Below are 22,568 nucleotides of genomic sequence, written 5' to 3' on the forward strand. Positions count from 1 at the left end.
TACGCAGCAGCATCCTCACCGGATGTTTACCGATGTTCGTGCATTGCGGTGCCCTCACCCGGGGGGATCCGACCACGATGACCGAAATGCCGAGCGCACATGCCTTCGCGCCCAACGCCGTAACTGCGACAGCGCCCTGTATCGGCATGGTGTTCGAAATCGCCGGGTCGAGCAGCCTGGTGATGCTCGATGCGCTGGCGCTCGACGCGACGGTGGGCAGTGCCGATCCGGTGATTGCCACCGCCGGGTCGGTCGGCAGCCAGATCAAGATGCGCGTCGGCGGGACGTGGCTGATCGCCAATATCCGCTCGCTCAAGCTGATCGACGGGCATGACGACCGGATCGCCGCGACGGTCGACTTCCTCGGCGAAGGCGACGAGGAAAAGCTCACCGGCAAGCTCTACAAGTTCCGCCGCGGCGTGACGCGCTATCCGACTCCGGGCTGCGCGGTATACCCGGTCTCGACCACCGACCTGCGGCAGATCTATTCGGCCGACGACCGCGCGAATATCGAGATCGGCACGGTCTATCCGACCAAGGACATCCGCGCCGCGCTGTATGTCGATGCGATGCTCGGCAAGCATTTCGCGCTGCTCGGCAGCACCGGCACGGGCAAGTCGACCAGCGCCGCGCTGATCCTCCACCGCATCTGCGAGCTCAGCCCGCAGGGGCATATCGTGATGATCGATCCGCACGGCGAATATGCCGCGGCGTTCAAGGGCAATGGCGCGATCTACGACGTGTCGAATCTGCAAATGCCGTATTGGCTGATGAACTTCGAGGAACATTGCGAGGTGTTCGTCACCTCGTCGGGGTCGGAGAAGCAGATCGACGCCGACATCCTCGCCAAATGCCTGCTGATGGCGCGCGCCAAGGGGCGGCTGGGCCAGGAGATCGGCAAGCTGACGGTCGATGCGCCGGTGCCGTATCTGCTGAGCGACCTGACCAATTTGATCGGGCTCGAAATGGGCAAGATGGACCGCGCCGGTGACACCGCGCCGTATCTGCGGCTGCGCACCAAGATCGACGAGATCAAGGCCGATCCGCGCTACGGCTTCATGTTCTCCGGCATGCTCGTCGCCGATACGATGGCGGGTTTCATCGAACGCGTGTTCCGCTTGCCGGGCGACGGCAAGCCGATTTCGATCATCGACGTGTCGGGCGTGCCGAGCGAGATCACCTCGGTGGTGGTGGCGGTGCTCAGCCGGATGGTATTCGATTTCGCGATCTGGTCGCGCGGCGAGCCGCAGCGGCCGATCCTGCTCGTCTGCGAGGAAGCGCATCGCTACATCCCCGCGGGGAACGGCGATGGATCAAGCGTCGGGCGGATCCTCTCGCGAATCGCCAAAGAGGGGCGCAAATACGGCGTCTCGCTCGGGCTGATCACGCAGCGGCCGTCGGATCTGGCCGAGGGTGTGCTCTCGCAATGCGGTACGATCATTGCGATGCGGCTCAACAACGATCGCGACCAGGCGTTCGTCCGCGCGGCGATGCCCGAGGGCGCGCGCGGCTTCCTCGATTCGATCCCGGCCTTGCGCAACCGCGAGTGCATCATCTGCGGCGAGGGCGTCGCGATCCCGATCCGCGTCTCGTTCGATTCGCTCGCCGACGACAAGCGCCCGGCGTCGGACGATCCGCTCTTCTCGCAATTGTGGCGCCAGACCGGCGGCGAAGGCGAGATCATCGCACGGACCTTGAAGCGCTGGCGCGCGCAGGGGCGGTAAGCGGCTGCGTCATGCCGGACGTTATCCGGCATCCCGGCGTGCGATCGGTGTTACAGGGTGCGGCTGGCGGCTCGTACGGACCCCGGATCGAACCGGTGACGCGGCTTACGCGCCCGGCTTGACCGCGAGCAGGCTTGCGACCTTCGCCTTGAACGCGCGCAATTGCTCGCCCGACAGCGTCGCCACGCTCGAGAAGGAGAAGCCGCGCGGATTGACCGCGACGCCGCCGCGCAGCACTTCCCAGTGGAGATGCGGGCCGGTCGACATGCCGCTATTGCCCGAATAGCCGATCACCTCGCCGCGCGACACATGCTGCCCGGGGCGCGTCGCGAAGCGGCTGAGATGGCCGTAATGCGTCTCGATCCCGCCGCCATGCGACAGCTTGATGAAATTGCCATACCCGCCGCTGCGCCCGGCAAAGGTGATCGTGCCGTCGGCGGGGGCGTGAATCGGCGTGCCCCACGCGGTGCCGATGTCGATGCCCTTGTGCATCCGCGTGAAGCCGAGCAGCGGATGGAAGCGCATGCCAAAGCTCGAGGTGATCCGCGCCATCGACACCGGCATGGTGAACATGCCCTGCCGCTCGGACTGGCCGCTCGCTTCGTACCAGGTGCCGTCGGTCCATTGCACGAGCTGCGTCTTGGCGGCGCCGTGATCGAGCCCGGCGAACAGCAGATTGCCGAGCTGCGTTTCGCCCGTCGCCGCGCGTTTGCGCTCGATCACCAGGTCGTACGAATCGTCGCGCCCGACGCGGCCGATCGCGAACTTGCTCGCAATCGCCTTGATGTACGTCTCGACCAGCTTGACGGGAACGCCGGCGGCGCGCGCCGAGCGGTACAGGCTGCTGCCGACCGGGCCCTGGATGCGCAGCGGGGTCGTGTCGATCGCGATCGATTGCTTGGTCAGCACGAGCTGGTCGCCGACGCGCTTGAGCGTCAGCTGCTCGTCGAAGCGGGCGCGCAAGGCGAGCGCCTCGAGCGGGCGTGCGACGCTGCGATTAGGGCGGCGGCCGAGCGTCATCGGGACTTGCGTGCCGGGTTTCAGATCGCCGAGCGGGACCGAGCTCGCGATCAGCGCGACGGCGTTTTGCGCATCGCGTTCGGATACGCCGGCGCGCTGGAGCATGTCGCCGAAACTGTCACCTTGGCCGACGGTCGCGGTGCGGTCCTCGACCGGGCGTTCGGGGGCTTCGGCAAGCGGGACGACCAAGTCGTTCGACGCCATGTGCCGCCCGCTGTTCGCGCCGAGCGCGAGCGGCAGAATCGCTTGCGCGCGGGCTTCGTCGCGGTCGGCGCCGGTCAGCGGGGCGGGGATCGCGCCCAGGATCGGGCGGGTGATCGGCGGGGCGATCGCGATCGCGGTGGCGCACAGAGCGGCGCAGGTCGCCGCACCGCGCCACCAGTCGAGCGAGCCGATCCGCGATCCGAGATCGGGAACCCAATCGATGTGCAATGCGGCGGCGCGCAGTTTTTCGAAGCGGGTGAGCTCGGCATTGGGCACGAGCGCGCGACCGAAGGAGATGGCGGCGGTGCCGCCAGCCTGGTCGAGCCCATGATCGTTACGCAAGAACAAGGATTCGCGCCCCCGAAAAATCGATACACGCTGCTCGTTCCGCCCCGCAGCATGGAGCCAAATGACTGTGGTGCCAAAACCCTAAAGTCAAATTAACCCCGCCCTTGGAAAGCGCGCAGAACGCCGATGCGTTGCCGCGCTGCGACGAGATGGAGAAACGCTGTGCGAGGCAGCGCTTTAGCGTGGTTAACGAGGCCGCTGCAGATCGTATTTTTGCCTAGTGGTTGCACTTAGGTGCCCGGCACGCGATGTTGCACGCGTCATGCAGCGTACCGCAGAACATGCCGTCACGGCGGTGCTCGGACCGACCAATACCGGCAAGACCCATCTCGCGGTCGAGCGGATGTGCGGGCATTCGAGCGGGATGATCGGCTTCCCGCTGCGGCTGCTGGCGCGCGAGGTCTATGACCGCGTCGTCAAGCTCAAGGGCGAGAACCGCGTCGCGCTGATCACCGGCGAGGAAAAGATCGTCCCCAAGGACGCGCGCTGGTTCCTGTGCACCGCCGAATCGATGCCGCTCGACAAGGATCTGGCGTTCGTCGCGCTCGACGAGGCGCAGCTGGGCGCCGATCCCGAGCGCGGCCACGTCTTCACCGACCGCATCTTACGCGCACGCGGTCGTGAGGAGACGATGCTGCTCGGTTCGGAGTCGCTGCGGCCGATGCTCAAGGCGCTGGTGCCGGGCATCGAGATCATCAATCGCCCGCGCTTCTCGACGCTGAGCTATGCCGGCGCGAAGAAGATCAGCCGGCTGCCCAAGCGCTCGGCGATCGTCGCGTTCAGCGCCGAGGAAGTGTACGCCGTCGCCGAGATGCTGCGGCGCTTGCGTGGCGGAGCGGCGGTGGTGATGGGCGCGCTCAGCCCGCGCACGCGCAACGCACAGGTCGCGATGTTCCAGGCGGGCGAGGTCGATTATCTCGTCGCGACCGATGCGATCGGCATGGGGCTTAACATGGACGTGGCGCACGTCGCCTTTGCCAGCCTCAACAAGTTCGACGGCCATCGCCAGCGCCGCCTGCGCGTATCCGAGATGGCGCAGATCGCCGGACGCGCCGGGCGGCACCAGCGCGATGGCACCTTCGGCGCGCTGGTCGAGGAAGGGCCGGGGGCGTTCACGCCCGAGGAAGTGTTCGCGATCGAGGAGCATCGCTTCCCGCCGCTCGAGCAGCTCTATTGGCGGCAGGGCGAGCCCGATTATGCGAGTGTCGATGCGCTGATCGAAAGCCTCGAGCAGCGCCCCGCGCACCGCGTGCTGTGGGCGGCACCGCAGTCGACCGACCTCGCGGTGTTGAAGCGGATGGCGGAGGAGCCCGGCGTGCGCGGGCGGTGTCGCTCGCCGGCGATGGTCGCGCGGTTGTGGGCGGCGTGCGGGGTGCCCGATTTCCGCAAGCTCGGTGTCGATCCGCACACGCGCTTCGTGGCAAGGCTGTTCGGCTATCTGAGCGAGGGCAACGGCCACATTCCGCACGACTGGTTCGCTGCCGAAATCGCGCGGCTCGACAATGTCGCGGGCGATGTCGAGACGCTGGCGGGTCGGATCGCGGCGGCGCGGAGCTGGTCGTATATCGCCAACCGCGCCGACTGGCTGGCCGATCCGGCGCATTGGTCGGCACGCGCGGGCGCGGTCGAGGAGCGGCTCTCGGATGCGCTCCACCTGAGTCTCACGCAGCGCTTCGTCGACAAGCGCACGACGCTGCTGATGCGCCAGATCGGCGCCGATCCCCGCGCGTTGCCCGTCACGATCGGCGCGCAGGGTGAGGTGATGGTCGAGGATCATGCGATCGGGCGGCTCGACGGCTTCCGCTTCGTCGTCGCGCCTGATGCGCGTGCGACCGACAAACGGCTGCTGCTCGCCGCTGCCGAACGCCGGCTCGGCGACGAACGCGCGCGGCGCGGCGTGGCGCTGGCCGAGGCGGAGGATCACGCGCTGGCGCTGTCGGCCGAGGTTGGCGCGGTGCCGACTTTGCTGTGGGGCGAGCTTGCGGTCGCGACGCTCGCGCCGGGGCCGACGCTGTTGCGCCCGCGCGTGCTGCTCGATCGCGCGCTCGATTGCCTGAGCGTCGAGGCGCGTGGGAAGATCGAAGCGCGGCTGAAGCTGTGGCTCGCCGGGCAGCTCAAGCGCAGCGTGCCGGGGCTGGTCGTGCTCGACGGCGTCCAGCGCGATCCGGCGGCCAGCCCGGCGTCGCGCGCGGTCGCGGCGGCACTCGTCGCGCATGGCGGGATCGTCGCGCGCGCCGATATTGCGGTGGCGGTCGACGGGCTCGATCCGGTGGCGCGCAAAGCGTTTCGTGGGGCGGGGTTCACGATTGGTGCGCTCGACCTGTTCGATCCGCGGTTGCTCAAGCCGGGCGCGGCGCGCTGGCGGCGCGTCCTGCTCGCCGCACGCAATACGCAGCCGGTGGGCGCAGGGCCGCGCGAAGGGGCGACGGTGCTCGACCGTGCCGCGCCGGGCGCGACGCTGGCGCATGGCTATCGCCCGGTCGGCGCGCAGGCGGTGCGGATCGACTTGATCGAACGCATCGCGCGGGCGGCGCATGACGCGCGCGGCAGCCAGGGGCGCAAACCGTTCGTGCTCGATCCGGCGCTCGCGCTGTCGATGGGGCTGACGCGCGCGACGCTCGAGCAATTGATGGGGGGCTTCGGCTTCCGCCCTGCGCCGAGCGCCGACGACACGCTGCGCTGGAGCTGGCGCGGCCGCCCGCCGGTGCGCCCTGCGCCACCGCCGCGCGATACGGCGATGGCAGGGGCGATGGCAGGGGCGATGGCGGGCGCGTTCGCCGCGCTCGGCGGACAGGCGGAGTAAGGTTTGGGCGAATCGACGCACACGATGCGGCTCGACCGCTTTTTATGGTTCGCGCGGATCGTCAAAACGCGCGCGATTGCGCAGACCATGGCGGCGAGCGGCCATGTCCGCGTCGATGGTCGCGCGGTCGACAAGCCCGCGACGCTGGTGCGGATCGGTAGCGTCATCGCCTTTGCGACCCCCGCCGGCCGGGTTCGCGCGCTCCGCCTCGTCGTGCTGCCGCAGCGCCGCGGTCCGCCCGAGGAGGGGCGTGCGTGTTACGACGAGTTGCTCGAAAATACGCGTCCGACGCGCGCAAGCGTTGACGGCGGTGACGCTCGGGCATAGCAGCACAAGCGTTCGTACTCCGGGAGTGTTTTAATGACCTACGTCGTCACCGATGCCTGCATCAAGTGCAAGTACATGGACTGCGTCGAGGTGTGCCCGGTCGACTGCTTCTACGAAGGCGAGAACATGCTGGTGATCAATCCCAGCGAGTGCATCGATTGCGGCGTGTGCGAGCCCGAATGCCCCGCCGAGGCCATTCTCCCGGACACCGAATCGGGTCTCGAGCAGTGGCTCGAGCTCAACACGACCTTCTCGGGCCAGTGGCCCAACGTCACGCGCAACGCTAACCAGACGCCGGCCGATGCCGATGCGTGGAAGGGCAAGCCGGGCAAGATGGAGTTCTTCTCGCCCGAGCCGGGCGCGGGCGACTGAAGTGTCGCGAATCGGGGCAGAACTCCGCCTCGATCCGCGATTGCACGCAAAAGCAATGCGCAATGACGTCGCGAGTGCGACGTTTAGCTGGTAATTTTATTACGACTCTGTTAAAAGGACAGGGACGCAAGCGCCATCGCGCGCGCTTTCGGCACGGAGACGTACAACAACACCCACATCCGCACGTGCTCTGCAGCTTTTCTGCCGCGGATGCGTTGCACCGGATACCCGGTCCACAGAAAGGTCTTACGGAATGGCTGCCAAGGCGCTGTCCTTCGACGTCGGCGATTATGTCGTTTATCCCAAGCACGGTGTCGGCCGTGTGATCGAGCTCCAACGGCAGGAAATCGCCGGGATGCAGCTCGAACTCTATGTTCTGCGGTTCGAAAAAGAGCGCATGACGCTGCGCGTGCCCACCAACAAGGCGGAAAGCGTCGGGATGCGTAAGCTCTCGAGCGACAAGACGTTGCGTGAAGCGCTCGACACGCTGACCGGCAAGCCGCGCGTCAAGCGCACCATGTGGTCGCGTCGCGCGCAGGAATATGAAGCCAAGATCAATTCGGGCGACCTCGTGTCGATCGCCGAAGTGGTGCGCGATCTGTTCCGCGCCGACGACCAGCCCGAGCAGAGCTATTCCGAGCGCCAGATCTTCGAAGGCGCGACCAGCCGCCTCGCGCGCGAACTCGCCGCGATGGAGCAGGTCGACGAGCCGACCGCACAGGAAAAGATCCTCGAGATCCTGCGCAAGGCCGCCGCGATCCACAACAAGGACAAGGCTCCGGCTTGATTCTTCGCACCATCGACGTGCCATCAGGGGGCGGCCGGCGACGGCTGCCCCTTTTTTGTTGCGCGGCCGGTTCGTCAGTGTATTATTGTTGCAACACACAGGAGTTCCGTCATGCGCGTCCTTCCGTTTCTCATCGCCGTCCCGCTCGCAGCGTGCTCGTTCAACAGCGACGCATCGCCCCCGGGTGACTCGGCCCCGCGTGCGACGCGCAGCTTCGCGATCGCCGATTTCACCGGCGTCGCGCTGCGTGGGTCGGACGATGTCGACGTGCGCGTCGGGTCGGGCTTTTCGGTGCGCGCGCAGGGGGCCCGCAGCGAGCTCGACAAGCTCGAGATCGTGCGCGAGGGCGACACGCTCCGCGTCGGGCGCAAGAAAAACCTCGGCGGCTTCAGCTGGGGCTCGAAGCAAGACCGCGTGAAGATCTTCGTGACGATGCCGCGGATCGTCGCGGCGCAAATCGCCGGGTCGGGCAATATGGCGATCGACCGCGTCGCGGGCGCACGCTTCGACGCCGATGCCGCGGGCTCGGGCGATCTCTCGATCGGCGCGCTTGCCGTGCCGCAGGCCAAGCTGGCGGTCGCCGGATCGGGCAATATCACCGCCAAGGGTGCGGTCGAGCGGTTGGCGATCGATGTCGCCGGCTCGGGCAATGTTGCCGCGCGCGGGCTCAAGGCGCGCGGCGCGACGGTGTCGATCGCCGGATCGGGCGACGTCACCGCCGATGTCAGTGGCGAGGCGCGGGTTTCGATGGTCGGTTCGGGCAATGTCGATCTCGGGCCGGCGGCGCATTGCACGACGACCAAGGTTGGCTCGGGCGAGGTGCGCTGCGGCGGGTGATCGGGGTCGGCTGATCGGGGGCGGCCGATCGGAGTCGGCTGATCGCGCTTGCGCGGCGCGGCACTTGCGCGGATGGTCGCGGCGATGCTGCGCTTCCTGACCCTTGCCATGCTCGTCGCGGTTGCGCCTGCGCGCGCCGCCGAACGCAGCTATTTCATCGGCGATTTCGACCGGATCCGCGTCGAGGGGCCGTTCGACGTGCGGCTCGCGACGCGCGGCACGCCTGCCGCGCGCGTGACTGGCGCGACCGACGGGCTCGACGTGCATGTCGATGCTCGGGTGCTGACGATCCGCGGGACGGCGCGCGATTCGGACGGTTCTTCCCGGGCGGGCGCCGCCGACCCGCCGACGATCTATGTGCGGACGACCGATCTCCACGCTGCGGCGGTGATCGGCGGGGGGAAACTCGTCATTGCCGGTCCACTGCGCGGGGCGCGCGTCGACCTGCAGATTTCCGGCAGCGGATCGATCACCGCGCCCGAGCTCGCCGCCGATCAAGTCTCGGTGACGCTCGTCGGCGCGGGCGCGATGACGCTGGGCGGGCGGACCGCGCGGTTGCGCGTGCTCAGCACCGGGGCGGGGTCGATCGATGCGAGCGCGTTGCTCGCCAACGAAGCGCTGTTGCGGCTCGACGGATCGGGCGCGACGCAAGCCAATGCGCGCTATGTCGCCGATGTCGTGACGACCGGGCTCGGTGCGGTAACGGTCTCGGGCAGCCCGAAATGCAAGGTCAAGGCGCCCGCCGGTGCGCCGGTGACGTGCGGCGGCAGCGCGCCGTAAGCGGCGCTAGACCAATCCCAGCGCCGACAATTTGGCGAGCAACGCAGTCGGCATGACATCGCCCGCGACCATCCCCGCGCCGAGATCGGCGGGTGCATCGCCTGGCTCGAGATAGCGCCAGCCCTGATGCGCGCGCTTCGGCCGGCCTTCGGTCAGCACCAGCGCCGGGTCGATATGGATCGCGACGCGTCCGCCCTCGGCCTCACCGAAGCCGAGGATCGGCGAGCGCGCGACGAGCGTATGCTTGATGATCCAGTAGAGCGAGCCGCCGGGCGTTCCGACGATCTCCTCGTGCCGTTTGGGCAGATAGCGCGTCGTCAGGAACACGGGCCCCTCGGCACCGCGCTGGCGCAGGCGTTCGTCGAGATGATCGAGACTGGTCGCGCCGAACGCGACCTTGGTGAGATGAAGCGGCACCCGTCGCAGATGGGGCAGCGCGCGCTCTGCGCCAACCCCGAAAGGTTCAAATCTCGCGATCGGCGGCGTAATGGCTCACGACGAGCGCGACGAGCACCGACCCGGCGATCGCGACGGCGGTCTCGCTGAGCGAGTGCGCGTTCCACGCCCACACTTCGAGCCCGGCATAGCCCGGCATGTTGGCGCGTCGCCCGGCGCCGAATTGCTCGATCCATTGATATTCGCGCTGTGTGATCTCGCGCATGATGCACACCGCCGACCCCGCAAAGCAGCCGAGCCAGAGCGCGCCGCGCGTCGGCACCGCGAGCCAGCGGCCCAGCGCCCAGCAGACGAGCTGAACCCCGATCGACACCGGCAGGTGGTTCCACATGGGGCTAGCTGCCGAGCCCGAACAGCGTCGCAAGGCCGAGGAACGAGAAGAAGCCCATCACGTCGGTCATCATCGTCACGAACACCGCCGACGAGACGGCGGGATCGATATCGAGCCGGTCGAGCGTCACCGGGATCAGCACCCCCGAAAGGCCCGCGATCAGATTGTTGATCACCATCGCCATTGCAATGACGATCGCCAAATGCATGTTGCCGAAGATCAGGAACGTCCCGATCCCGATCAGCGTGCCGAGCATCGCGCCATTGGCGGCGGCGATGCGGAATTCGCGGTAGATCATCCGGCCGGTGTTCGAACTGGTCAGCTGGTTGGTGGCGAGCGCGCGGACCATCACCGCGAGCGTCTGCGTGCCGGCATTGCCGCCCATCCCCGAAACGATCGGCATCAGCACCGCGAGCAGCGCGAAACGCCCGATCTCGCCCTGGAACAGCCCGACGACCGAAGCGGCGAGCATCGCGGTGCCGAGATTGACGACGAGCCAGGTGATTCGCGTCCGCACCGTGAGATGGATCGGCTCGTTGATGTCGCCGTCGCCCGCGCCCGACAGGCGGAGGATATCCTCGCCGGCTTCTTCGGAAATGATGTGGACGATGTCGTCGACGGTGATCATCCCGACCAGCCGCCCGACCGGATCGACCACCGCGGCCGAGATCAGCGCGTATTTCTGGAAGCGCAGCGCGACTTCTTCCTGGTCCATGTCGACCGGGATCAAGGTCTGTTCGCGCTGCATCACGTCGCCGATCGCAATCCCGCGCGGCGTGCGCAGGATCCATGACAGCGCGACGGTACCGACGGGCTTGTGCGCCGGATCGACGACGAAGATCTCCCAGAAGTCGGTGGTCAGCTCGTCATGCTGGCGCAGATAGTCGAGCACGTCGCCGACCGACCAATGCTCGGGCACCGCGATCAGCTCGCGCTGCATCAAGCGGCCGGCGGTCTCCTCGTCGTAGCTCAGCGCCTCTTCGATCGCGGCGCGATCGTCGGGGTCGAGCGCGCGGAGCACCTCGCGCTGGTCGGCGGGCTCCATGTCCTCGATGATCGCGACGGCGTCGTCGGTATCGAGCTCGGAGGCGATGTCGGCCACCTGCGTCGCCGACAGCGCGTCGATCAGATCCTCGCGGACATAATCGTTCATCTCGGCGAAGACGTCGCCGTCGAGCAAGTCGGTGATCGCGGTCGCGAGCGCGGCACGGTCCTCGTGCGGTGTCAGCTCGAACAGATCGGCGATATCGGCGGGGTGGAGCGGCTCGACCAGCGCGCGCGCCGCCGCGGCGTCGCCCGACTCGACTGCATCGCGCACTGCGCTGACGAAGGCGGGCTTCAATCGGTCGTCTTCGTCGAGTTGGGCGGTATCGAGCTCGGGCTCGGTCAGGTCGGTCTCGCTCACCATGGACCTCCTTGGCCTGTAATTCTGGCGGTCTAGCGGCGTGCGGCAACAAAGCCAACGCCGCTTCGTTGGGCTGTGCGGCGGCGGGCGATTTGCCAGCCGTGCGCAGCCTAGCTAGGGCGGCGCATCCCCCATTTCCAGGAGTCCTCCGATGGCCGATCTTCCCGAAACCCTCACGTTGACCCTCGATAGCGGCGGCGACGTCGTGATCAAGCTGCGCGGCGATCTCGCGCCGCAGCACGTTGCGCGGATCGCCGAGCTGGCCAATGCCGGCTTCTACGACGGCGTCGTGTTCCACCGCGTGATCCCCGGTTTCATGGCGCAGGGCGGCGATCCCACGGGCACCGGCATGCACGGCTCGAAGAACCACCCGAACCTGCCCGCCGAATTCTCGAAGGAGCCGCATGTCCGTGGCACCGCGTCGATGGCGCGTGCGCAGGACCCGAACTCGGCGAACAGCCAGTTCTTCATCTGCTTCGACGATGCGCGCTTCCTCGACAACCAGTACACCGTCTGGGGTCAGGTCACGTCGGGCATGGAGCATGTCGACGCGCTGCCGAAGGGCGAGCCGCCGCGTAGCCCGGGCAAGATCCTGAAGGCGCACGCCGAGTAACGAACGCACCAGCAAAGCCCTCTCCCGCCTTCGCGGGAGAGGGTTGGGTGAGGGCGTTCTTCTCAACGACGCCCGAAAAGAAGAAGACCCTCACCGACTACGACTAGCGCCGCGTGAAGAACGCGACCCAAGTCTGCGTAGCCTCTCCCGCTCGCGGGAGAGGGCCTGCGTCACCTGTCAAACCCCCGGATCGGCGATCGTCGCGATCAGCCAGTCGTGGAACAGCCGCACCGGCTTCTGCGTCAGCGCGCGCGGGCGGCACGCGAACCAATAGCTGTACGGGCTCTCGACCGGGATATCGAACAGCCGCACGATTCGATCGTCGCGCGCTTCCTCGAAATGGCTGGCGTGCATGAAGGCGATGCCGAGCCCCTGCGCCGCCGCCTCGAGCATCAGCGCGCCCGAATCGAAATGGTCGATCGCGAGCGGCTCGAGATCGGTCAGCCCCGCCGCCGCACGCCACGCGCTGAACGTATCGGGCATGTCGCGGTGCACCAAAGCGGTCAGCCCGGCGAGCTGGTCGGGGCTGGTGATCGGGTTCTGCCCTTCGATCAGCGCACGCGCACCGATCACATAGACCTGGTTGCGATCGAGCCGCTTGGCATAGAGCGCCGGGTCGATGTCGCGCGCTAGCGCGATGACCGCATCGAGACCTTCGCCGAGCCGCGAGAGCAGGTGCGCCGCGGTGTCGATGTCGAGGTGGAGTTCGGGATGCTGCGTGCGCAGCTCGCCGAGCCGCGGGAACAGCTTCTGCGACGCCCAAAGCGGGAGCAGCCCGAGTCGCAGCCGCAACACGTCGGTATTGCTCGTCATCACTTCGACCGCGTCCGACAATTGGTCGAGCGCGGGCGCGATCTGTTGCAGCAGCCGGTCGCCATCGGCGTTGAGCACGACCGCCTGGTGGCGGCGCTCGAACAGCGGGCGGCCGATAAAGCGCTCGAGCGCCTGGATCCGCCGACTGAGCGCGGGCGGCGACAAGGCAAGCTCCTGCGACGCCGCCTTGATCGAACCGGTGCGGGCGACCTGCACGAACGCTTCGATCGCGGTAAGGGGCGGCAGTCTGCGCATCGTCGGCTCGTTCCTCCGTGACCTATGACATCGCTATCTTGTGCGACGCACCAAGATACAGTTCGCTCTAACCCCACCATTCCCCGTGGCGGGGAAGATTGCAACGATTGCAGAAACGACAATCGCAATCAGTTCTTTCGCACTTGCAACATAATCGGTCGTGCTGCATTTAGACGGTGCCTTTCAGGCATCCTCTCCTAAAACTTTCAAGGCCGATCCCTCCGGGGGTCGGCCCTTTTTTTGTCCAGCGCACGCCGCAGTGTCGCTCTCGTATTCGCGGAACCGCATGCCTATCTCGCGCGCTCACCGGGTTTACGCGAGGAACAGATAGCATGGCGGACGTCGAGACGCCGATTCGGAAATTGCAGGTCGCCAATGCGCGGCCCGAGGATAGCGGGCGCGGGCTCGCGCATGTGCCGCGCGCGATGCTCGCCGCGCTCGGGCTGGGCGAGGGCGATGTCATCGAGATCGTCGGCAAATCGTCGACGCCGGCGCGCGCGGTCGCGCCCTATGCCGAGGACGAAGGGCTCGACATCATCCGCATCGATGGCTTGCAGCGCGCCAATGCGGGCGTCGGCTCGGGCGATTTCGTCGAGATCCGTGCGGTCGAATCGAAGGCGGCGACGCGCGTGATCTTTGCGCCGGCGCAGCAGAATTTGCGGCTGCAGGGCTCGTCGAACGCGCTCAAGCGCACCTTTTTCGGCCGCCCGCTGACGCAGGGCGACGTCGTCGCGACCGCCGGCCAGCAGCGCGTCGACAATATGCCGCCGGGTGTCCAGAACATGCTGCGCGCGCCGGCCTACGCGTTGCAGGAGATCCGCCTCGCGGTGATCTCGACCGTGCCGAAGGGCGTGGTGCATGTCGACGAGACGACCGAGATCGAGCTGCGCCCCGAATATGAGGAGCCCAAGGAAGCACGCCGCGCCGACGTCACCTATGACGATATCGGCGGGATGGGCCCGACGATCGACCAGCTGCGCGAGATGGTCGAGCTGCCGCTGCGTTACCCCGAGCTGTTCCAGCGGCTGGGCGTCGATCCGCCCAAGGGCGTGTTGCTGCACGGGCCGCCCGGCACCGGCAAGACGCGGCTCGCGCGCGCCGTCGCCAACGAATCGGCGGCCGAGTTTTTCCTGATCAACGGGCCCGAGATCATGGGCTCGGCCTATGGCGAATCGGAAAGCAAGCTGCGCCAGGTGTTCGAGGAAGCCGCCAAGGCCGCACCCTCGATCGTCTTCATCGACGAGATCGATTCGATCGCGCCCAAGCGCGGGCAAGTGTCGGGCGAGGCCGAGAAGCGCCTCGTCGCGCAGCTGCTGACGCTGATGGACGGGCTGGAAGCGCGCGCCAATGTCGTGGTGATCGCCGCGACCAATCGCCCCGAGGCGATCGACGAGGCGCTGCGTCGGCCGGGCCGGTTCGATCGCGAGATCGTCGTCGGCGTTCCCGACGAGCGTGGGCGCCGCGAGATTCTCGGGATCCACACGCGCGGCATGCCGCTCGGCGACCGGGTCGATCTCGATGAGCTGTCGCGCACGACCTACGGGTTCGTCGGGGCCGATCTCGCCGCGCTCGCGCGCGAGGCGGCGATCGAGGCGGTGCGCAAGCTGATGCCGCGGCTCAACCTCTCGGAAGGGACGATCCCGCCCGAGATCCTCGACACGCTGGCCGTGACTCGCGAAGATTTCGTCGATGCGTTGAAGCGCGTCCAGCCGAGCGCGATGCGCGAAGTGATGGTCGAGGCGCCGCGCGTCCGCTGGGACGATGTCGGCGGGCTCGACGATGCGCAGATGCGGTTGAAGGAGGGCGTCGAGCTCCCGTTGAAGGACCCCGATGCGTTCCGCCGGCTCGGCATCCGTCCGGCCAAGGGCTTCCTGCTTTATGGCCCGCCCGGCACCGGCAAGACCTTGTTGGCGAAGGCGGTCGCGCGCGAGGCGCAGGCGAACTTCATCGCGACCAAGTCGAGCGACCTGCTCAGCAAATGGTATGGCGAGAGCGAGCAGCAGATCGCCAAGCTGTTCGCGCGTGCCCGCCAGGTCGCGCCATGCGTGATCTTCATCGACGAGCTCGATTCACTGGTGCCGACGCGCGGCAGCGGGATGGGCGAGCCGCAGGTCACCGAGCGCGTGGTCAACACGATCCTCGCCGAGATGGACGGGCTCGAGGAGCTGCAGTCGGTCGTCGTGATCGGCGCGACCAATCGGCCGAACCTGATCGACCCGGCGCTGCTGCGCCCGGGCCGGTTCGACGAGCTGATCTATGTCGGCGTGCCGAGCCGCGACGGGCGCGCGCGGATCCTCGCGATCCAGACCGCCAAGATGCCGATCGCCGAGGATGTCGATCTCGACGTGCTGGCGGGCCGGACCGATCGCTTCACCGGTGCCGATCTCGAGGATCTGGTGCGGCGTGCGGGGCTCACCGCGCTGCGCGAATCGCTCGAGGTTCGCGAAGTGACGATGGCGCATTTCGAGACTGCACTCGGCGATTCGCGCGCCTCGGTCACGCCCGAGCTCGAGCGTGAGTATGAGACGATGAAAGCGCGGTTGAAGCAGGACGCGACCTCGCTCCAGCCGATCGGCTTCGCGTTTCCGCCGCGCGCGAAGGAAGGCTGACCTGCCTCCCCCCTCCCTTCGAGGGAGGGGGGAAGGTTAGCGCGCCTCGCGCAACTTCGCCCAGGCATAGCCGAACAACGCCATCATCGCCGCGCCCGCGACGAGATACGGCAGCGAATGCTGGAGCTCGTAAAGCCCCACCCCGATCGACGGGCCGAGCACGAACGCCGCGCCGTTGACCGAAGTGACCTTCCCCGCGACCGCGCCCTGCGCGGCATGATCGACCGCGAGCGACGCGCCGGCGGTGAACGCGGGGCGGGTAAAGCCGAAGCCGACGCTCGCCAGCGCATAGGCGCAGGCGATCGTATAGAGCGAGGTCGCGACCCCGGTCAGCGCGCACCCCAGCGCCGCGATCACCAACCCAGCCAGCATCATCCGCCGCGGGCGCAGATTGAGGTTGGGGATGATCCCCCATTGCACGAGCAACGCCGCGCCCGCGCCGATCATCAGCACGATCCCGGTCGGTTGCAGCGCTTGCGCCGGGGCGAGGTGCAGGCGGTCGATCACGAGAAAGCCGATCGCTTGCCCGGTCATCGCCTGGCCGTGGCCCGAAACGAGGCCGGCGATCATCCAGCCGCGGATCCGCGGATCGGCATAGCCGACCGGTTCGCTGTGCGGTTCGGTCGCGGCGGTAATGCTCGCGCCCGAACTTTGTCCGCCGATCGAGGGGTAGGCGTTGGCGGCGCCGTGGAAAGCACCCGGGTCGTCGCTCTGCGTCGGGCGATCGTCGGCGAGCATGCGGTGCACCGCAAACGACACGCCGAGCCCGAACAGCGCGAACAGGAAGGCGGGGCCGGCGAGCCCGATCTCGACCCCGCCGAGCGATCCGAGCACGAGGAACGGCGCGAGCGTCGGCCCGAGGATCGTGCCGAGCCCGAATGCCGAGCCGAGCAGCGTCAGCGCCTTGGTGCGCTCGGCGCGCGTCGTGTTGCCCGCGACGAGCGCTTGCACCGCGGGCGGCGCCGCCGACCCGAACGTGCCGTAGATCAGCCGCCCCGCGATGAAGCACAGGAACGCCGCGGTCCCGCTGATCCAGCCGTTGATCCCGGCCGCGAGGAACACGCCGCACGTCACCAGCGACACCGAGAAGCCGCCCATGCCGAGCAAGATCATCGCGCGTCGCCCGTGGACGTCGGAGCGCTTCGCCCAGAACGGCGCGGCAATCACCCACAGCAGCGCCGAGACCGAAAAGGCCGCGGCGACCGCGCTGTCGGGGACTTTCAACGATCGGCCAAGCGCCGGGAGCACCGACTGCATCGCGGTATTGCCCGCAGCGATCGTCAGCATCACGGTGAACAGCAGGGCGAAGTCGCGATCGATCCGCGCGGCCGACTTCACTTCTCGCGTCCGAAATTGAGCTGCTTGGTGATGTTATAGTCGAGCACCGTCATCACGAAGAACGCGGCAAACTGGCGCGTGCGCGTCCACCAGTCGGTGTTTTCGCGATAGGCTTGCGCGGTGATCCGCTCCGATTGGCCGACCTCGCCATCGACATAGCCGCGGACATGCGCCGCGAACGCCGGATCGTCGATCCGCAGCATCATCTCGAGATTGAGGAACAGGCTGCGAATGTCGTAATTGGCCGAGCCGATATAGACGACGTCGTCGATCAGGAAGAGCTTGGTGTGGAGCTTGGTCGGCTGATATTCGTAGATCTGCACGCGTTTGCGCAAGAGGCCCGCATAGGTGAAGCGCGACGCCCAGATCGCCGCGCCATGATCGTTCTTCGATGCCAGCACGATCCGCACCGTCCCGCGCAAGCCAGCGCGGTCGAGCCGGCGCAGCATCCCCGGATTGGGCGCGAAATAGGCCGAGATCAAATCGACCTTGGCGGCGCGCTCGAGATCGCGCTTCACCGCCCGCGCCCACGGCGACAGCCGCCGCGTCGGCCCGCCAAACAGCCAGCGCACCTGGCCGTCGGGCTCGCTCCACGCCTTCAATGCGCGGCGCAGCGCGCGCAGCGGTGGCTTGGGCTGCTTCGACCAGTTGGACAGCGCGTCGAAATAGCCGGTGATCCGCTGCGCCGCCGGCCCTTCGATGAGCAGCCCGAGATCGCGCCACGCTTGCTCGGCGGGGGTGCCGAAATAAGCGTCCTCGACATTGAACCCGCCGATGATCGCGCGCGCCTCGCTGCTTTCGCCGTCGGCAAGCGCGAGCTTCTGGTGGTTGCGCAGCAGATAGCGCCGGCCCCAGCGCGGGACGAAGCGGCACACTTCGACGTTCGCGTCGCGCAACGGCTCGAAGAAATGGTGGCTCTCGGCGACTTCGCTGCCGAGCCCGTCGACCACCAGCGCGACCTTCACCCCGCGCTCGGCGGCGCGGATCATCGCGGCGCGCACCTGTGCACCGGCGTCGTCGTCGACATAGATGTAATAGATGATGCGCAGCGTCGCCTTCGCGGCGTCGATCAGCGCGATCAACGTGTCGAGCCGGCGCGGGCCGGTGTCGAGCATCGTCAGGCGATTGCCGGCGACGGTGAAACTGGGTTGCGGGGCGGGCTCGGACATCAGCGCCGTGGTGATGGCAATGCCGGGTTTGCGCAAGTCGTTGACCGCATCTCACGCTCCCGACTAGGCAGATCGCCTAACATAAAGGCCGCCGATGCTGCTCGCTTTTGCTCTCCAGGCCGCTGTCGCTGTGACCCCGCCCGGGCCGCCACTCGAGGCCGATTCGTTCGGGGAGCGCGCCTTCGCGCATTTCTCGCGCGAGCCTGTATTGTCGCACGTCAGCGAGAGCGTCGATGCGGCGTTCTCGACCGAGCCGCGCCCGGATGCTCCGATCGGCTATGCCCTGCGGCTCACGCGACGCGAGCCGTCGCATCCCGCGACGATCGTCTGGGCGGAAAGCCGTACATGTCCGGCGGTCCGTCCGGCGCTGATGGCGATGCGCGCCGTCGCTATGCCGCATCCCTATGTGTCGGGGATCGACCCACCGGGCGCGATGGTTGTCGACGGGACCGAATATCGGCTGCGCGCGGAGGCGGGATATGCGCACGGACGTCCGGCCTGGATCGATATCGGCACCAACCGCGATACGCCGCTGGCCGCCTGGGTCGATCACAGCCTTGCGGCACTCGCGCGGTGCTGGTCGCCGGTGCCGCCGGGCCCGGCCCCCCGCGTTTTCTTGACTCCGTAGGGCTTTCCTCTTAGGGCAACGCCTTTCCGACCCTCGTCGTACAAGTAAGGAAGCCGTTCATGGCGCGCGTCACTGTCGAAGATTGCGTCGACAAGATTCCCAACCGCTTCGATCTCGTCCTGTTCGCCGCCCAGCGCGCGCGGCAGATTTCGGGCGGTGCCGAGATCACGATCGATCGCGATCGCGACAAGAACCCGGTCGTCGCGCTGCGCGAGATCGCCGAGGAAATGGTGCATCCGCCGACGCTCAAGGAATCGGTGATCCAGAGCCTGCAACGCGTCCAGGTCGACGAAGACGACGTCGCCGATGCGGTCGGCTCGCTCGCGGCCTCGGCCGAGGCGCTGCGCCTGACGGCTGCTGCCCCGCCGCGCAACCAGAACCTCGGCGCTGATTACGAAGGCTGAGGCCCACGGCTGACGCGAAAGCGTTAGCTGTGGATAGCCGAATCTCGGACCGCAGGGCCTCGGAGCCGACCGGCGACGTGGCGTTGCCACGCGCTGTGCGGCCCCCTAGTTCGCCTGTTCCCGCAAGACCGTCGCCAGCGCCGCCTTTCCCAGCGCGGCGACGTCCTCATGCGGATCGCGATACCCGCCATGCACGAGTCGTGCGACGCGCTGCAGCAGCGGTTGCGGCGCGCCGCTGCTTCGCGCCGCGGTGGTAAAGGCATTTTCGTCCCATGGCGCGCCTGCCTTGACGCGCGCGAACAGCGTCTTGTTGACGGCGTGCAACCCGTCGCCTTTTCCAGCCCGCACCGACTCGTCCAGCGCCAGCCAGATCAGCATTCCGCACTGATACTGCAGATCGAAATTGCCGTTCGCGGTGGCGCGATCGAGCGGAGCGCTCGCCAGCCCTGTCGCGCAAGCGGTCTCGGCACTGCGCACCCGGCTTGCGACATATCCGCGCTCCTCCTTCCCGCGCTGCGTCAGAACGAGCGCGGCCATCGCATCGGCGCCACCTTCGTGGATCCACGCCGCGGTTTCATCACCCGCGAGCTTGCCGACCCTGTCTTGTTGGAAGAGGTGCGCCGCTTCATGCGCGAAAAACCAGTCGAGCCAGAAAGGTGCCTCGGCTGTTACCCGTTCGCGCGCGTTGGCGCCGTCGAAATGCATGAAGATCTGACCTGGTAGTGTTCCGCCCTGGGTCGAGGCATGGCCGTCTTTGCGGGGGCGGGCGTCCATGGAAACATAGAGCTCCGGACGGAAGGACAGTGCGCCGTAGATGCGCGCAAACGCGGTCATCGCGCGGGGCAGCGACTGTCGCAAATGGTCGCGCGCGGCGGTGGGCAGGCCGGGATCGATGATCGCGACAAAGCCGTCCGCCTCTTCCGGCATCAGGTTTCCGACAAAAATGTTGGTGCCGTCGTCGCGGCTGACGAAGCGGGTCTGATCGGCAACGCGCCGCCCTTCGACGCCGATCGTCTTTCCGGGTGCGGCAATGGTGATCGGCAAAGCGTCGGTGCCGGCGCACGGGATCCGCAAGCAGGCATGAAACTGGCCCGAATGGATCAGGACACCGCCATCGCTGAACGGCGAGAAGGGCGCGTAGCTCTTTGGCAAAGCGCGGTACCGCGCGGGAAGGGTGAAGCGCACGACGCGGAAAGGGCCACCGTCAAAGCGCTCGATCCGCTCGCCAGTGCCGTCCTGCATCCAGCGGAAACCGGCCGATTGCGGATGCCAATCCTCCGGCCGATATCCGCCCAATGCCTGCGCGAAATGCAGCGCCTTAGTCGCGGCCGCCATGCGATACGTTGCGACGACGGTCTCATCGGGCTGACTGGCGAGGTCTAATGCGATCGGCGCCCCGGCATCTGGGATGAAGCGGCTGGTCGAGACACACGACGGCAGCGCAAGGCAGAGAAACAGTACCGCCAGGGCGGCTTTCGGGGATGCCGGCATTGTGCACCTCGGGCCGAAGCGGATGTGGCGTGAGCATCCGTTCTGCACCGCGGATTAGCAACCGCTAATCCGCTGCGCGACCCTTGAAGCCCTGAGCGACGACGTACCATTCGCTCGACGCCTTGCGGCTCGCTGGTGGCTTGGCGTGCTTCACGGTCGTGAAGTTGCGCTTCATCTCCGCCACCAGCGCGGTATCCGCGCCGCCCGCAAACACCTTGCCGACGAACGCCCCGCCGGGCGCGAGCACGTCGATCGCGAATGCCAGCGCCGCCTCGACGAGCCCCATCGTGCGCAAGGCGTCGGTCTGCGGATGCCCGACGGTGTTGGCCGCCATGTCCGACAGCACCAGATCGGGCGTGCCGCCAAGCCCCGCCATCAGCCGCTCGGGCGCGACATCGTCCATGAAATCGAGCTGGAGGATCGTCACCCCCTCGATCGGATCGACCGGGAGCAGATCGATCCCGACGATCGCCGCCTTGGGCACTTGGCGGCGGACGACCTGCGCCCAGCCGCCCGGTGCGAGCCCGAGATCGACGACGCGGCGCTTGCCCTTCAAGAAGCCGAAGCGCTCGTCGAGCTCGGTCAGCTTGTACGCCGCGCGGCTCCGGAAGCCATCGGCCTTGGCACGCTTCACATAGGGGTCGTTGAGCTGGCGTTCGAGCCAGCGCGTCGATTGCGCGGTGCGCTTGCGCGCGGTCTTGACGCGGACGCGCAGTCCGCCGCCGTCGTTGCTCATGCCGTACTTCCCATCAATCGCCGGAGAATGCCTTCGCGGATTCCGCGATCGGCGATGCCGAGCCGTTCGGCCGGCCATAAGTCCATGATCGTTTCGAGGATCGCGCACCCCGCGACGACCAGATCGGCGCGCTCGGTGCCGATGCACGGCAATTGCGCGCGCTGGCGCAAGTCCATGCCGGCAAGATCGCGGCTGATCCGTCGCATCGCGGTCGCGGGCACGATCAGCCCGTCGACTTGCGCGCGGTCGTAATGCGTCAGCTCGAGATGGACGCTCGCAAGCGTCGTCACCGTGCCCGACGTGCCGAGCAGCCGCGGTACCGCAATCCCGCGCGGCAGCCGCGCGGCGAACGGCGCCATGCTCTCGGCGACGAGGCTGCGCATCTTGGCATAAGCCGCGGCGCGGCCTTCGGCGCCGCCATCCTGCCCCGGCGGACCGTGCCCGGCGCTCTCGGTCAGCGACACGACGCCCCATGGCGCGCTGTGCCAGTCGAGCACGCGCGGCGTCTCGGCGCGCGTGTCGACGAGCACCAACTCGGTCGATCCGCCGCCGATGTCGAACACCAAAGCCGGGTCCTCGCCCGGCTCGATCAGCGCATGGCAGCCCAGGACCGCAAGCCGCGCCTCTTCCTCGGCGGTGATGATGTCGAGCAGGATCCCCGTCTCGGCATAAGCGCGCGCGATGAAATCGGCGCCGTTGCTCGCGCGGCGGCACGCCTCGGTCGCGACCGCGCGCGACAGCGTGACGTTGCGGCGGCGCAATTTGTCGGCGCAGATCTTCAGCGCGGCGATCGTCCGCTCGATCGCGGCATCGCTCAGCCGTCCCGATCCGGCGAGCCCCTCGCCGAGCCGGACGATTCGCGAAAAGGCATCGACCACCGCGAACCCGTCGCCCTGCGGCCGCGCGATGAGCAGGCGGCAATTGTTGGTGCCGAGGTCGAGCGCTGCAAAATGCCGCGGTTCGCGACCACGCGTCGCGCCGCCCCGCGCCGGGGGAGTCCTGGCGACCTGCGGCTTGGCGGGCGGCGGCCTGCCGGGGGGCTTTCCGTTGGACGGCGCCGAACGGGCAGGTTTCGCCTGCCGGTACGGCACATCCGGCGATCGATCCGCCATGCCGTG

General features: G+C 67.6%; 21 protein-coding genes. 11 read left to right on the forward strand and 10 right to left on the reverse strand.

What is annotated here, in order from left to right:
- Positions 1 to 77 precede the first annotated feature (77 nt).
- Positions 78 to 1,724 carry an ATP-binding protein gene (locus IE187_RS12955; RefSeq protein WP_133191070.1) on the forward strand — a complete coding sequence of 549 codons (1,647 nt, stop codon included), beginning with the start codon at positions 78 to 80 and terminating at the stop codon, positions 1,722 to 1,724.
- 105 nt (positions 1,725 to 1,829) lie between these two features.
- Here IE187_RS12955 and IE187_RS12960 read toward each other — a convergent pair whose 3' ends face one another.
- Positions 1,830 to 3,296: a M23 family metallopeptidase gene (locus IE187_RS12960; RefSeq protein WP_189676581.1), complete on the reverse strand. Its 1,467-nt coding sequence runs from the start codon at positions 3,294 to 3,296 to the stop codon at positions 1,830 to 1,832.
- A gap of 262 nt (positions 3,297 to 3,558) precedes the next feature.
- Here IE187_RS12960 and IE187_RS12965 point away from each other — a divergent pair, with 262 nt between their 5' ends.
- The 6 genes from IE187_RS12965 to IE187_RS12990 all read left to right on the forward strand — a co-directional run bounded on the left by IE187_RS12965 (position 3,559) and on the right by IE187_RS12990 (position 9,202).
- Complete coding sequence (locus IE187_RS12965) at positions 3,559 to 6,099, forward strand: helicase-related protein (RefSeq protein WP_189676582.1); 2,541 nt, start codon at positions 3,559 to 3,561, stop codon at positions 6,097 to 6,099.
- Positions 6,100 to 6,102: 3 nt separating this feature from the next.
- Positions 6,103 to 6,426 (forward strand): RNA-binding S4 domain-containing protein, encoded by a 324-nt coding sequence (locus IE187_RS12970; RefSeq protein ID WP_438810929.1) that lies wholly within the window; start codon positions 6,103 to 6,105, stop codon positions 6,424 to 6,426.
- 33 nt (positions 6,427 to 6,459) lie between these two features.
- Positions 6,460 to 6,798 carry a ferredoxin FdxA gene (fdxA, locus tag IE187_RS12975; RefSeq protein WP_010184201.1) on the forward strand — a complete coding sequence of 113 codons (339 nt, stop codon included), beginning with the start codon at positions 6,460 to 6,462 and terminating at the stop codon, positions 6,796 to 6,798.
- A 253-nt stretch (positions 6,799 to 7,051) separates the two neighbouring features.
- Positions 7,052 to 7,585 carry a CarD family transcriptional regulator gene (locus tag IE187_RS12980; protein WP_133191064.1) on the forward strand — a complete coding sequence of 178 codons (534 nt, stop codon included), beginning with the start codon at positions 7,052 to 7,054 and terminating at the stop codon, positions 7,583 to 7,585.
- Positions 7,586 to 7,696: 111 nt separating this feature from the next.
- On the forward strand, positions 7,697 to 8,422 hold the full coding sequence (locus IE187_RS12985; RefSeq protein WP_189676583.1) for a head GIN domain-containing protein: 726 nt from the start codon (positions 7,697 to 7,699) through the stop codon (positions 8,420 to 8,422).
- A gap of 48 nt (positions 8,423 to 8,470) precedes the next feature.
- The gene (locus IE187_RS12990) at positions 8,471 to 9,202 is read left to right on the forward strand and encodes a head GIN domain-containing protein (RefSeq protein WP_133191060.1); all 732 of its coding nucleotides are present in this window, start codon (positions 8,471 to 8,473) and stop codon (positions 9,200 to 9,202) included.
- Between the two features lie 6 nt (positions 9,203 to 9,208).
- Here the strand turns inward: IE187_RS12990 and IE187_RS12995 are convergent, their stop codons facing one another.
- From IE187_RS12995 to mgtE, 3 genes are read right to left on the reverse strand one after another with little or no spacing between them, the layout of a single operon-like run.
- The gene (locus IE187_RS12995; RefSeq protein ID WP_133191058.1) at positions 9,209 to 9,619 is read right to left on the reverse strand and encodes a DUF1489 family protein; all 411 of its coding nucleotides are present in this window, start codon (positions 9,617 to 9,619) and stop codon (positions 9,209 to 9,211) included.
- Positions 9,620 to 9,665: 46 nt separating this feature from the next.
- Positions 9,666 to 9,989 carry a hypothetical protein gene (locus IE187_RS13000; protein ID WP_189676584.1) on the reverse strand — a complete coding sequence of 108 codons (324 nt, stop codon included), beginning with the start codon at positions 9,987 to 9,989 and terminating at the stop codon, positions 9,666 to 9,668.
- Positions 9,990 to 9,993: 4 nt separating this feature from the next.
- The gene (mgtE, locus tag IE187_RS13005) at positions 9,994 to 11,397 is read right to left on the reverse strand and encodes a magnesium transporter (protein ID WP_229839394.1); all 1,404 of its coding nucleotides are present in this window, start codon (positions 11,395 to 11,397) and stop codon (positions 9,994 to 9,996) included.
- A 148-nt stretch (positions 11,398 to 11,545) separates the two neighbouring features.
- Here mgtE and IE187_RS13010 point away from each other — a divergent pair, with 148 nt between their 5' ends.
- Positions 11,546 to 12,007: a peptidylprolyl isomerase gene (locus tag IE187_RS13010; protein WP_140851450.1), complete on the forward strand. Its 462-nt coding sequence runs from the start codon at positions 11,546 to 11,548 to the stop codon at positions 12,005 to 12,007.
- Positions 12,008 to 12,184: 177 nt separating this feature from the next.
- Here IE187_RS13010 and IE187_RS13015 read toward each other — a convergent pair whose 3' ends face one another.
- The gene (locus IE187_RS13015) at positions 12,185 to 13,075 is read right to left on the reverse strand and encodes a LysR substrate-binding domain-containing protein (protein WP_189676586.1); all 891 of its coding nucleotides are present in this window, start codon (positions 13,073 to 13,075) and stop codon (positions 12,185 to 12,187) included.
- 332 nt (positions 13,076 to 13,407) lie between these two features.
- Between IE187_RS13015 and IE187_RS13020 the strand changes: the two genes are divergently transcribed.
- Entirely contained in the window at positions 13,408 to 15,684 is a 2,277-nt protein-coding gene (locus IE187_RS13020) for a CDC48 family AAA ATPase (RefSeq protein ID WP_133191048.1), read from the forward strand.
- 36 nt (positions 15,685 to 15,720) lie between these two features.
- On the opposite strand, the gene IE187_RS13025 is transcribed toward IE187_RS13020, so the two are convergent.
- Positions 15,721 to 17,022, reverse strand: a complete 1,302-nt coding sequence (locus IE187_RS13025) for an MFS transporter (protein ID WP_133191046.1) — start codon at positions 17,020 to 17,022, stop codon at positions 15,721 to 15,723.
- Positions 17,019 to 18,191, reverse strand: a complete 1,173-nt coding sequence (locus tag IE187_RS13030; RefSeq protein ID WP_189676587.1) for a phospholipase D-like domain-containing protein — start codon at positions 18,189 to 18,191, stop codon at positions 17,019 to 17,021. Before IE187_RS13030 ends, IE187_RS13025 begins: the two co-directional genes overlap by 4 nt.
- Positions 18,192 to 18,285: 94 nt before the next feature.
- Between IE187_RS13030 and IE187_RS13035 the strand changes: the two genes are divergently transcribed.
- Together IE187_RS13035 and rpoZ are read left to right on the forward strand one after the other, a co-directional pair.
- Positions 18,286 to 18,819: a hypothetical protein gene (locus IE187_RS13035; RefSeq protein WP_189676588.1), complete on the forward strand. Its 534-nt coding sequence runs from the start codon at positions 18,286 to 18,288 to the stop codon at positions 18,817 to 18,819.
- A 59-nt stretch (positions 18,820 to 18,878) separates the two neighbouring features.
- Positions 18,879 to 19,223: a DNA-directed RNA polymerase subunit omega gene (rpoZ, locus tag IE187_RS13040; protein ID WP_133191040.1), complete on the forward strand. Its 345-nt coding sequence runs from the start codon at positions 18,879 to 18,881 to the stop codon at positions 19,221 to 19,223.
- A gap of 105 nt (positions 19,224 to 19,328) precedes the next feature.
- Here rpoZ and IE187_RS13045 read toward each other — a convergent pair whose 3' ends face one another.
- The 3 genes from IE187_RS13045 to IE187_RS13055 form a co-directional block, all read right to left on the reverse strand.
- A complete protein-coding gene (locus IE187_RS13045; RefSeq protein WP_189676589.1) occupies positions 19,329 to 20,714 on the reverse strand; it encodes a hypothetical protein in 1,386 nt (461 codons plus the stop codon).
- Between the two features lie 64 nt (positions 20,715 to 20,778).
- Positions 20,779 to 21,450: an RlmE family RNA methyltransferase gene (locus tag IE187_RS13050; protein WP_133191036.1), complete on the reverse strand. Its 672-nt coding sequence runs from the start codon at positions 21,448 to 21,450 to the stop codon at positions 20,779 to 20,781.
- Positions 21,447 to 22,562, reverse strand: coding sequence for a Ppx/GppA phosphatase family protein (locus IE187_RS13055; RefSeq protein WP_189676590.1), 1,116 nt, complete (start codon positions 22,560 to 22,562; stop codon positions 21,447 to 21,449). The genes IE187_RS13050 and IE187_RS13055 overlap by 4 nt, the downstream gene beginning before the upstream one ends.
- Positions 22,563 to 22,568 lie beyond the last annotated feature (6 nt).

Source organism: Sphingomonas glacialis, from assembly GCF_014653575.1.
Lineage (GTDB): Bacteria > Pseudomonadota > Alphaproteobacteria > Sphingomonadales > Sphingomonadaceae > Sphingomonas > Sphingomonas glacialis.